The organism is Asticcacaulis sp., from assembly GCF_020217185.1.
Lineage (GTDB): Bacteria > Pseudomonadota > Alphaproteobacteria > Caulobacterales > Caulobacteraceae > Asticcacaulis.
On record NZ_JAIWNX010000054.1, the window covers coordinates 1 to 10,000 of the forward strand.

Genomic DNA, 10,000 nt, shown 5'->3' on the forward strand with positions numbered 1-10,000 from the left:
CCGCCATCGTCTTCCGGTGTGCGGCCGAAGTGACCATAGGCCGCCGTGCGCTCGTAGATCGGTTTGTTGAGGCCCAGATGCAAACGAATGCCACGCGGCGTCAGACCACCGATCAGTTCGGGCAGTAGGGCTTCGAGCTTCGCTTCGTCCACCTGACCCGTGCCGTGGGTATTGACGTAGAAACTCAAGGGGCGCGACACACCAATCGCGTAGGACACCTGAAGCGTGCAGCGCTTGGCGAGGCCCGCCGCGACCACGTTCTTGGCCAGATAGCGCAGGGCATAGGCCGCCGAACGATCGACCTTGGTTGGGTCCTTACCAGAGAAGGCACCGCCACCGTGCGGGGCGGCACCGCCGTAGGTATCAACGATGATCTTGCGGCCAGTCAGACCGGCATCGCCATCCGGGCCGCCAATGACGAAATTACCGGTCGGATTGACCAGCCATTCGGTATCCGCCGTCACCATGCCCTGCGGCAGGACTTCGAGCGCGTAGGGCTTGACGATGGCTTCCACATCCTTCGGCGTCAGGCCTTCCTTGTGCTGGTGCGAGATCAGCACCTTGAGGATGCGCGACGGCACGCCGTTTTCGTACTGCACCGTGACCTGCGACTTGGCATCGGGTTCCAGACGATGATCGCCGCCGTGACGCGCTTCGGCCAGACGACGCAGGATATTATGCGACCATTGCAGCGGGGCCGAGGTCAGCTCCGCGGTCTCATCCGAGGCATAGCCGAACATGATACCCTGATCGCCGGCACCCTCGTCCTTGTTCTCAGCAGAATCGACGCCCATGGCGATGTCGGCCGACTGGGCGTGCAGGTGGCAGGCATAGTGGGCCGTGGCCCAGTGGAAGCCCTTTTGCGCGTAGCCGATATCCTTGATGGCCGCGCGCACCTTGTCTTCCAGACCCGCGATGATTTCGCGCATCTTGTCATCGGCGGCGCGCACCTCACCGGCCAGAATGACGCGTTCGGTGGTTACCAGCGTCTCACACGCGACGCGGGCTTCGGGGTCTTCGCGCAGGAAGGCATCGACGACGACATCGGAAACCCGGTCGGCGACCTTGTCCGGATGGCCTTCGGAGACGCTTTCGGAAGTGAAGATGTAGGACGGGCGCATGGCGGAACTCCGCTGTTCAACTAAGTGTTTGCACACTCATATAAACATATCTTTATATGATCAAGTCGTTTGTGGGGTAACCACTACAGCGAAATGACTTTAAGAGGAATCGCCATTTCGCTTTAAATTTTTGTTTTGTCGCAATGTTTTTGCGGAAAACCGCTCACACTTTTGGCTTCGCCGAACACCGTTTCCGCACATCGCTCTAAGTATGCCCATTCCCACAATAAAAACCCCGCCGGTCGGGCGGGGTTTGCGGGGAGGTAGGTCTGTCTGTAATCTTTTAATCTTCGCTGTCTTCCGCCAGTGCACGCACCAGCTCAAGGATACGGCGGCGGTGCTTGGGGTTTTTGATGCGCGGAAACGCCTCAGCCAGCTCAATGCCCTCGGTGGTCATCAGGAAGCCGTGCACGAACTGCTCGGACTGTGACTCCGAAAAGCCTTCAACGGCCTCGGACTCACCATAGCCTTCAAAGAAGTAGGCTACCGGGGCCTTGAGCGCCCGCGAGATTTCATGCAGCTTCGACGCGCTGATGCGGTTGGACCCGCGCTCATACTTCTGCACCTGCTGGAAGGTCAGGGAGATGGTTTCTGCCAACGCCTCCTGCGACATTCCCAAAAACTTGCGACGCATACGCACACGCGCACCGACATGCAAATCAACCGGATTCGGACTGCGGTCCGTCTTAGAATTTTCGTCCAACTTTGCCTCTTTACTTTTTACAGCCGGCGTTGTCGCCGTACCGCTTTTTGTCGTAACACCCCCTCCCATCCGGACCTGGGAGGCGGTCATCTTTCTTGGTTGTTTTTGCTAACGTTTACAAAAGTCACAAATACCAATGGAATCAAGCAAAAAAGCGCCACAAGCATGAGGTGCAGGTGCCGCCACAGCGTGTAAGGGGCAAATGATACCGCAGATGGTAACATCACATCACGAAAGCCTGATTGACCGATGCCAATTTCCGAGCCCGGAACGATGCGCCCCAGGGGGTCAATCACCGCAGAGACACCCGTAGGGGTTGACCGAACCATGGGCAGACCTTCTTCGATGGCGCGATAGCTGGACAGGTTGAGGTGCTGCACCGGTCCGGTTGTCGGGCCAAACCACGCATCGTTGGAAATATTGACAATCCATGATGGCCGTAATGGGGCAGACGGTGGTTTGGCTTCACCCGAGGCCAAGGCGGGGAACAGGCCTTCATAACAGATCAGCGGCAGAAACGACGGCAATCCTGTGACCTCGACGGGATGCGTACGCGGGCCGGGACTAAAGCCGTCACCGACATGCGCTAACTCCTTTACGCCAAGGCTTTCCAGCACGCTTTCGAACGGCAGAAACTCACCAAACGGCACCAGTTTGAACTTGGAATAGACAACCTGATAATTTGTGCCGGTCTCATCGCGCGATAGCGCCAGCATCGAGTTACGCCATACAAGGGCGTCATGGTCATCTATCGCGCGGTGATAGGCGCCCCATAACAAAATCTGATCTGGCTTAAGGAGGCCAGCAAACAGGTTTGCAGTCTCCGATTGTGGATCGAGCAAGTTCTCAGCAGCGTCCGGAAGCGCCCCTTCCGGCCAGATAATAACGTCTGGGTAACCCTTATTATCACGTTTTGTAACGGACTGTAAAAATTCTCGCTTCGCGTGTGCCTGACTATAGGTCACATAGCCGCGCATGACCTTGAGCAACGCGCCTTCTGTCCACTTGGCGCGCTGACCGATGTTCGGCTGCACAAGGCGTATCCATGTGCCGGTGGTCGTAACCTCGGTCGTGGACAGGCGCACAACCCCGAAGGTGAAGCCCGCGACCAGCACGGCCGCCGACACGGCCACTGGCCACAGACCCTTCAAGCCGTATCCACGACGGCTGACCGCCGGACTGGCGAACAGGGTGACGGTAAACAGGCTGAGGCCATAGACGCCGAACAGCGCGGCCAGTTGCGACATCGCCGAACCCGCCTTCCACGTCGCGCCGGCCGGATTCCACGGAAACCCGGTCAGGATCGTCCCGCGCAGCCACTCAAACAGGCAGAACAGACCGGCAAAAACCAGCCAGCGTGACCAGTGCCCCGCCAATCGCCCACTGGCCAGTTTGCGATAGACTGCAAACGCCGCCCCCCAGAACAGGGCAATACCACCGGGCAGCAGGCAGACCGCAAACGGGGCCATCCAGCCCTGATTGCTGGCATCGACCAGAAAGGCCTCCGCCACCCAGAAACAGCCGACGAGGAAATAGAGAAACCCGGCCCACCAGCCAATGGCAAACGCCTTGCGCAAGGGCCTGGGGCCGAGGTCCTGATCAAGGCTCCACAGAAGGACGGCATAGGCCAGAAGCCCAGGCAGAAATCCGAACGGCGGCTGCGCCAGCCCCAGCAGCACCCCCATCAACGCCGCCTGCCGTTTCGGCCCCACATAGCGGCGGTACAGGGCGAAGGCGGGCGCCAAACGGGCACCGAGTTCGGTCAGGGTCATACGTCTTCCGGAATCAGGTCGGGTTTGCGTTCGTGACGATGCAGACGCAGGCGTTTGATGCGGCGCTGATCGGCGTCCAGCACTTCTATATCTATCCCCGCCGCCGCGTAAGGGATGATTTCGCCCGGCTGCGGCACACGCCCGGCCAGCACAGCCACCAGCCCGCCCAGCGTATCGACCTCATCCTCACCGTCTTCGGGGAACAGGCGCAGGCCCAGCCGCTCCTCAAGCGTCTCCAGCTCGACGCGGCCACTGACCTCGATCTGCCCCTCGGCGGTTTCGATCAGGTCTTCGGCTTCCTCGTCGTCATATTCATCGGCAATGTCCCCAACCACGGCTTCGAGCAGGTCTTCCAGCGTGACGAGCCCATCCGTGCCGCCGTGTTCGTCGATCACCAGCGCCATGTGCGACCGCTCGGTCTGCATCTTCAGCAGCAGGTCCGTCGCCGACATGGCTCCGGGGACATAGATCAGTTCGCGCTTCAGGCGGTCGGTCACGGGCGCGTCCCAGTCGGGAATGCGCCGGTCATCCGACGGCGCCAGCAGCTTGAACACGTCTTTTACGTGGATGACACCCACCGGATGATCGAGATTGTCGCTATAGACCGGCAGGCGCGAATGCTCGCTTTCGACGCAGACCCGCACCAGTTCGGACAGGGTGGCGGTGTCTTCGATGCCGATAATATCGACCCGCGGCGTCATCACGTCGGATACGCGCAGGTTCTGAAAGGCACGGGCGTGTTCGATCAGGTCGTTGGAAGCCTCAGGACGGTCGCTCAGACTAAGCGGCTTTTCCGCCTCATCAGGCCCCAAAAGGCCAAAGAGGTTCAACAGGGTCTTTCTGGGTCCGGTCGGGCGCTTGGCGCTACGACTGTCAGGCTCCGGCATGGTCAGTGGCCTATTTCTCTAGGTAAGGATCGGCAATGCCGAGCCCGTGCAGGATCTTACGCTCAAGGTCTTCCATCTCCTCGGCTTCGGGATCATTGATGTGATCATACCCCAAAAGATGCAAAGCGCCATGCACACTGAGGTGCGCCACATGGGCCTTAAGCGTTTTTTTCTGTTCTTTCGCTTCGCGCACGCAGGTTTCGAACCCGAAAGCGATATCGCCCAGATGCGGGTGCATCATATCGGGCGCCGGAAAGGACAGCACATTGGTAGGGGCGTTCTTCTGACGGAACTCTTTGTTGAGCGCCTTCATTTCGGCGTCATCGGTCAGCAGCACCACCAGATCAAGCTGCTCCTTCGCCCCCAGATAGGCAAAGGTCGCCTCAATCGCGCCGGTCACCACCGCCGACACCTCGGGCAGGGCTTCGGTCCAGTCGTCGTGTTCGACCTCAATGTCGATCAGAGGGGCAAATTCAGTCATGTTTTTCGCTGTCATAGGCACGCACGATGCGCGCGACCAGTTCGTGCCGTACCACGTCTTCGGCGGTCAGGCGCGACACCCCCACCCCCTTCACATCGTTCAGAAGACCCACGGCGTGCACCAGACCGGAATCCGAAGCGCGCGGCAGATCGACCTGCGACGGATCGCCGGTGACGACCATTTTCGAGCCTTCGCCCAGGCGCGTCAGCACCATCTTCATCTGCTGTTTGGTGGTGTTCTGTGCCTCATCGACGATGACATAGGCGTTGGACAGGGTGCGACCGCGCATATAGGCCAGCGGTGCGACCTCGATCTCGTTGCGCTCGCGGCGGCGACGCAGGCTTTCCGCCCCCAGAATATCATCCAGCGCCTGCCAGATCGGCATCAGGTACGGATCGACCTTTTCATTGAGATCACCGGGCAGGAAACCTAGCTTTTCGCCCGCTTCGACCGCCGGGCGCGTGATGACCAGACGATCCACCGCCCCCTTGAGCAGCAGTGACGTACCGTGCGCCACGGCCATAAAGGTCTTGCCGGACCCTGCCGGCCCCAGTCCGAAAGTCAGGTCGTTGCGCAGCAGTTGCTGATAATATTTGGCCTGCCCCTCGGTCTTGGGGGCAATGGCGCCTTTGCGGCCCATCACGATCACATGCGATTGGCCGTGGTGATCGGCCCACACCGGTGATTTACCCGTCGGATTCTGGATCAGGGTGCGAACATCGACCTCGCTGATCTCCACGCCTTCGTCATAAAGCTCAGACAGGGCGTTGAGGATGACGTGGGCGCGCTGACGATCGCGCACCTTGCCCGTCACCTGAAACCCGCCGCCGGGCGTTTCGATCAGCACATGATAAGCCCCTTCGATCAGGGCCAGATAGCGCTGCGCCGGTCCGGACAGGGCCAGAACCTTGTCTTCGCTCAGTTCTATGAAATCTTCGGTGGCAAGGGTCAAGCGTGTACCTTTTCCAGTTCCCCGATCAGAGAATTGTTCCCCACGCCCACAATCTTCACCGGCACGATCTGACCGATTAGGTGTGCCGCGTCTTCGGCAAACACCGCGTGAAGCCAGGGCGACCGCCCAACGGCCTGCTGACCATAGCGACCCGGCTTTTCAAACAGCACGTCGATGGTTTGCCCCACCAGCGAGGCCTTAAACGCCTGCGCCTGTTCGTTGATAAGAGCCTGAAGCGCCTGAAGGCGCGCATCGGCCACGGCCTCATCGACCTGACCCGGCATGGCAGCGGCCGGTGTGCCCGGACGCTTCGAATATTTGAACGAGAAGGCCGAGGCGTAACCGACGGTGCGGATCAGGTCCATCGTTTCTTCGAAATCCTTGTCCGTCTCACCGGGGAAGCCGACGATGAAGTCACCGGACAGGGCGATGTTCGGCACGGCGGCTTTCAGGCGCGCAATCAGCTCGATATAGGCCTGACGCCCGTGCTTGCGGTTCATGGCACGCAGGATCTTGTCCGACCCGGACTGCACAGGCAGGTGCAGATAGGGCATGACCGCAGGGTTTTCCGCATGGGCGCGGATCAACTCATCGGTCATGTCATTGGGGTGCGAGGTGGTGTAACGGATACGATCCAGCCCTTCGATCTCCGACAGGGCCTGCATCAGGCGCGGCAGAGTCGATTCCTGACCATCGACCTCAAGCCCGTTATAGGCATTGACGTTTTGCCCCAAAAGCGTGATTTCGCGCACGCCTTTTGAGGCCAGTGAACGCGCCTCTTCGAGGATCGAGGCCACCGGGCGCGACCATTCGGCACCGCGCGTATAGGGCACCACGCAGAAGGTACAGAACTTGTCACAGCCCTCCTGAACCGTCAGGAAGGCCGTCGGACCGCTCACCTGACGCTCGGTCGAAAGGGCATCGAACTTGTCTTCCGGGGCGAAGTCGGCCTTCAGGCGCTCGCCCTTGGCGCGGGTGGTGCGCGCGATCAGCTCCGGCAACTGATGATAGGCCTGCGGCCCGACGACCAGATCGACGGCCGGCGCGCGGTTCATGATCTCTTCGCCCTCGGCCTGCGCCACGCAACCGGCGACCGCAATCGTCATACGCCCTTCGCCGCGCGCTTCCTTTTCCTGACGCATCACCTTCAGGCGGCCGATCTCGGAATAGACCTTTTCCGCCGCCTTTTCGCGGATATGGCAGGTGTTGAGCAGCACCAGATCAGCGCCTTCGGCCTGATCGGACACGGCATAGCCCAGCGGGCGCAGAAGGTCAGCCATGCGCTCGCTGTCATAGACGTTCATCTGACAGCCATAGGTTTTGATGTGCAGCTTTTTGGATGCGGCGGATGCGGTTTCACTCATGCGGTGCTTATGAGGTTTCAGGCCTCGTTTTTCAAGGCCAAAGACCGGATTTTATCCACATGGGCGTGGCCGGGTCCGGCCCCTTCGGCTTATTTGTCGTCGAGCGGCACGCCGTACAGTTCAAGCTTATGACCCACCAGCTTGTAGCCCAGCTTTTCGGCCAGAGCGGTTTTCAGCTTCTCAATCTCTTCATCGAAAAATTCGATCACTTCGCCCGATTTGATATTGATCAGGTGGTCGTGGTGATCTTCACCTGCCTGTTCATAGCGCGAACGGCCATCGCCGAAATCGTGGCGTTCGACCACGCCCGCTTCTTCGAACAAACGCACCGTGCGATAGACGGTAGCCAGCGAAATATGGGGATCGACGGCAGCAGCGCGACGGTACAGTTCTTCGACGTCCGGATGATCCGTGGCCTGAGACAGCACACGGGCGACGACCCGGCGCTGATCGGTCATGCGCATACCTTTTTCGACGCATTGCTGTTCGATACGGTCCATGCGGCCCTCCCGGATTTGTCGTTTATACATTGCGGCGTTGCGCCGCACCCCTATGGAATTAAGGGCAATCGTCTCAAACCGCAAGACTGAGAATAAGGGCGTCCACCAGCACGCCGCCGCGACGGCTGTAATAAAGCGGGCGACGGCCGACCTGACGGAAGCCCAGACCCTCATAAAGGGCGATAGCGGCAGGGTTATCGACGGCCACTTCGAGGAACAGACTGCGGATGCTTTTATGCGCCAGATACGCGATCAGGTGCTGCAACAAGGCGCGCGCATAACCTCGTCTTTGCGCCGACGGGTCAGTCGCGATGGTCAGGATTTCGGCCTCATCGACGACCACCGAGATCAGCACAAAGGCCTGAAGCCGCTCCGCCTCATAAACGCCAAAAGCCGTATATTTTTCGCTTTTCAAGTATTCCGAGAAATCAGAATTGTTCCAACCGAAATCGAAGGTCTGCGTGTGGATTTCTACCAATCGCGGGTCAAATTCTTCAATTTGGCGAATTTTATTCATATTATCCGGAAATTTCTTCTCTCAGGCGAAATTGATCACTGATTTGTCCGAAACCTTGGCATCGGCGTCGCGCATATAGAGCGGCGTCAGGTCATCATAGGCGGTGGTCTGAGCAAAGCACAGGGTTGCCATCGCCTTTAAATCCGGCAAAACATCCGCGGCAATCTGTGCCTGCGGGAAGCGTTCGGCCAAAAGCGGTGCCGCCGACCCGATCAGCCAGTCCCAGCCACTACCCATGTCGATTTCATCTAATTTTACAATATCATACGACTCAGGGGGTGAAACGATGTTATCGGCGTCAAGGCGCTGGCAATAGACCTGACCGCGTCCGGCATCGTGCGCCACCAGTCGTCTTTGATTATCAAAATCCGCTGCCCGCCCCATCAGCTCCAACGTCGAAAATCCACGCAAACCTATGCCCAGTCCCGACGCCATACCCTTGGCGAAAGACAGACCGACGCGCAGGCCGGTGAACGACCCAGGCCCCAAGGTCACGCCCAGAATATCGACACCGCGTGGATTGATTCCGGCTATTTCGAAACATTGCAGAGCGGCGGGACCGATAAATTCCTGATGCCCGCGCGTCATATGTTCCCTGAGTGCCACCACCTCAGAGACGGACCCGTCTTTATGCGAAAAAAGCCCAACCTGACAGGCATTTAGCGCCGTATCTTTGACAAAGGCCAGCGCCACCTTACAGGACCTGTTCGATGGTTTTGACTTCCGGCACATAGTGTTTCATCAGGGATTCCACGCCCTGACGCAGGGTGGCCGATGAGGACGGGCAGCCCGAGCAGGCCCCGCGCATATGCAGATAGAGCGTGCCGGACTCGATGTCGAAATGTTCAAATTCGATATCGCCGCCATCCTGTGCCACCGCCGGACGCACGCGCGTATCAAGCAGGTCTTTGATTTCCAGAACGATTTGCGCTACTTCGCCCTCATAGGTGCGCTCATTGGCGGCACCCTCTTCATTGAGGATCGCACGGCCCGAAGCATAGAAGTCCATAATGGCGGCCAAAATCGGGGCCTTGATCTGTGCCCAGATCAGACCCGCCTCCGGATCACGCTTCACGGTCAGGAAGTCAGAGCCGAAATAGACGCCCGCCACACCGTCAATCTGAAACAGCGACAGGGCCAGCGGTGATTTTTCCGCTTCGGTTTCCGTGCGGAACTCCAGCGACCCTTTACCCAGAACCTCGCGGCCGGGGATGAATTTCAACACGTCGGGATTGGGTGTGGCTTCGGTCTGGATAAACATGAGCGGCTTTCCGGATAAATCTCCCGCTCAAATGGGGGTAAATGCAGAGGATGGCAAGCTTTGAGTGTCCAACTTCTTGTCATACCCTACGACAAAGAAGGGGGATGTCATATCGGCCTACATCAACTCTTCGATCGCTTCGTCGCTGATATCGCCCGGCACCACGGTGACCGGCACCGGCCGCGTGCCACCCAGCGTCCCTACCCCTTCGCGGACCAGCAGATTGACCAGCGGGCCGGGATTGCCGCCCGACGCCCCGATGACGATGATCTTGATATCGCGGTCGGCGATCAGGACTTCGCGGATAGCGTCCTTCATCTGCCCGGTTTTGATGATGATTTCCGCCGGGCGCCCGGACTTGACCGCCGCTTCGTCGGACAGGGTGGACAACAGCGTCTCGGCCTCTTCGCGCTGTTCGCGCTCGATTTCATCGCGCACCCCC

The 10,000-nt window shown here is 59.2% G+C and carries 12 protein-coding genes; all 12 read right to left on the reverse strand.

Translation table 11 applies throughout. The features are described from left to right. Positions 1 to 1,121 (reverse strand): methionine adenosyltransferase (metK, locus tag LDL37_RS02545; protein WP_290793885.1); only part of this gene is annotated, 1,121 nt, incomplete at its 3' end. Between the two features lie 283 nt (positions 1,122 to 1,404). Then, on the reverse strand, positions 1,405 to 1,824 hold the full coding sequence (locus LDL37_RS02550) for a helix-turn-helix transcriptional regulator (RefSeq protein WP_290793888.1): 420 nt from the start codon (positions 1,822 to 1,824) through the stop codon (positions 1,405 to 1,407). 86 nt (positions 1,825 to 1,910) lie between these two features. Next, complete coding sequence (gene lnt / locus LDL37_RS02555; protein ID WP_290793891.1) at positions 1,911 to 3,596, reverse strand: apolipoprotein N-acyltransferase; 1,686 nt, start codon at positions 3,594 to 3,596, stop codon at positions 1,911 to 1,913. Then, positions 3,593 to 4,483, reverse strand: coding sequence for a hemolysin family protein (locus LDL37_RS02560; protein ID WP_290793893.1), 891 nt, complete (start codon positions 4,481 to 4,483; stop codon positions 3,593 to 3,595). Before LDL37_RS02560 ends, lnt begins: the two co-directional genes overlap by 4 nt. A 10-nt stretch (positions 4,484 to 4,493) precedes the next feature. Next, positions 4,494 to 4,964: an rRNA maturation RNase YbeY gene (gene ybeY, locus LDL37_RS02565; protein WP_290793895.1), complete on the reverse strand. Its 471-nt coding sequence runs from the start codon at positions 4,962 to 4,964 to the stop codon at positions 4,494 to 4,496. After that, positions 4,957 to 5,916 carry a PhoH family protein gene (locus LDL37_RS02570; protein ID WP_126422060.1) on the reverse strand — a complete coding sequence of 320 codons (960 nt, stop codon included), beginning with the start codon at positions 5,914 to 5,916 and terminating at the stop codon, positions 4,957 to 4,959. Before LDL37_RS02570 ends, ybeY begins: the two co-directional genes overlap by 8 nt. Further along, the gene (gene miaB, locus LDL37_RS02575; RefSeq protein ID WP_290793900.1) at positions 5,913 to 7,280 is read right to left on the reverse strand and encodes a tRNA (N6-isopentenyl adenosine(37)-C2)-methylthiotransferase MiaB; all 1,368 of its coding nucleotides are present in this window, start codon (positions 7,278 to 7,280) and stop codon (positions 5,913 to 5,915) included. Before miaB ends, LDL37_RS02570 begins: the two co-directional genes overlap by 4 nt. 89 nt (positions 7,281 to 7,369) lie before the next feature. Continuing rightward, positions 7,370 to 7,780 carry a Fur family transcriptional regulator gene (locus LDL37_RS02580; protein ID WP_013477699.1) on the reverse strand — a complete coding sequence of 137 codons (411 nt, stop codon included), beginning with the start codon at positions 7,778 to 7,780 and terminating at the stop codon, positions 7,370 to 7,372. A gap of 73 nt (positions 7,781 to 7,853) precedes the next feature. Next, positions 7,854 to 8,297: a ribosomal protein S18-alanine N-acetyltransferase gene (rimI, locus tag LDL37_RS02585; RefSeq protein WP_290793905.1), complete on the reverse strand. Its 444-nt coding sequence runs from the start codon at positions 8,295 to 8,297 to the stop codon at positions 7,854 to 7,856. 21 nt (positions 8,298 to 8,318) lie between these two features. Then, positions 8,319 to 9,029: a tRNA (adenosine(37)-N6)-threonylcarbamoyltransferase complex dimerization subunit type 1 TsaB gene (tsaB, locus tag LDL37_RS02590; RefSeq protein ID WP_290793908.1), complete on the reverse strand. Its 711-nt coding sequence runs from the start codon at positions 9,027 to 9,029 to the stop codon at positions 8,319 to 8,321. Beyond that, positions 8,992 to 9,558 carry a NifU family protein gene (locus tag LDL37_RS02595; protein ID WP_126422050.1) on the reverse strand — a complete coding sequence of 189 codons (567 nt, stop codon included), beginning with the start codon at positions 9,556 to 9,558 and terminating at the stop codon, positions 8,992 to 8,994. Before LDL37_RS02595 ends, tsaB begins: the two co-directional genes overlap by 38 nt. Before the next feature lie 117 nt (positions 9,559 to 9,675). Next, a partial coding sequence (locus LDL37_RS02600) for a universal stress protein (protein ID WP_290793914.1) occupies positions 9,676 to 10,000 on the reverse strand: 325 nt, incomplete at its 5' end.

What these genes read in the sequence shown, in the direction of transcription:
- tsaB (WP_290793908.1), bottom strand. Translation starts at nt 9,029, where the DNA reads ATGTGCCGGAAGTCAAAACCATCGAACAGGTCCTGTAAGGTGGCGCTG.
- lnt (WP_290793891.1), bottom strand. Translation starts at nt 3,596, where the DNA reads ATGACCCTGACCGAACTCGGTGCCCGTTTGGCGCCCGCCTTCGCCCTG.
- LDL37_RS02595 (WP_126422050.1), bottom strand. Translation starts at nt 9,558, where the DNA reads ATGTTTATCCAGACCGAAGCCACACCCAATCCCGACGTGTTGAAATTC.
- LDL37_RS02560 (WP_290793893.1), bottom strand. Translation starts at nt 4,483, where the DNA reads ATGCCGGAGCCTGACAGTCGTAGCGCCAAGCGCCCGACCGGACCCAGA.
- ybeY (WP_290793895.1), bottom strand. Translation starts at nt 4,964, where the DNA reads ATGACTGAATTTGCCCCTCTGATCGACATTGAGGTCGAACACGACGAC.
- LDL37_RS02580 (WP_013477699.1), bottom strand. Translation starts at nt 7,780, where the DNA reads ATGGACCGTATCGAACAGCAATGCGTCGAAAAAGGTATGCGCATGACC.
- miaB (WP_290793900.1), bottom strand. Translation starts at nt 7,280, where the DNA reads ATGAGTGAAACCGCATCCGCCGCATCCAAAAAGCTGCACATCAAAACC.
- rimI (WP_290793905.1), bottom strand. Translation starts at nt 8,297, where the DNA reads ATGAATAAAATTCGCCAAATTGAAGAATTTGACCCGCGATTGGTAGAA.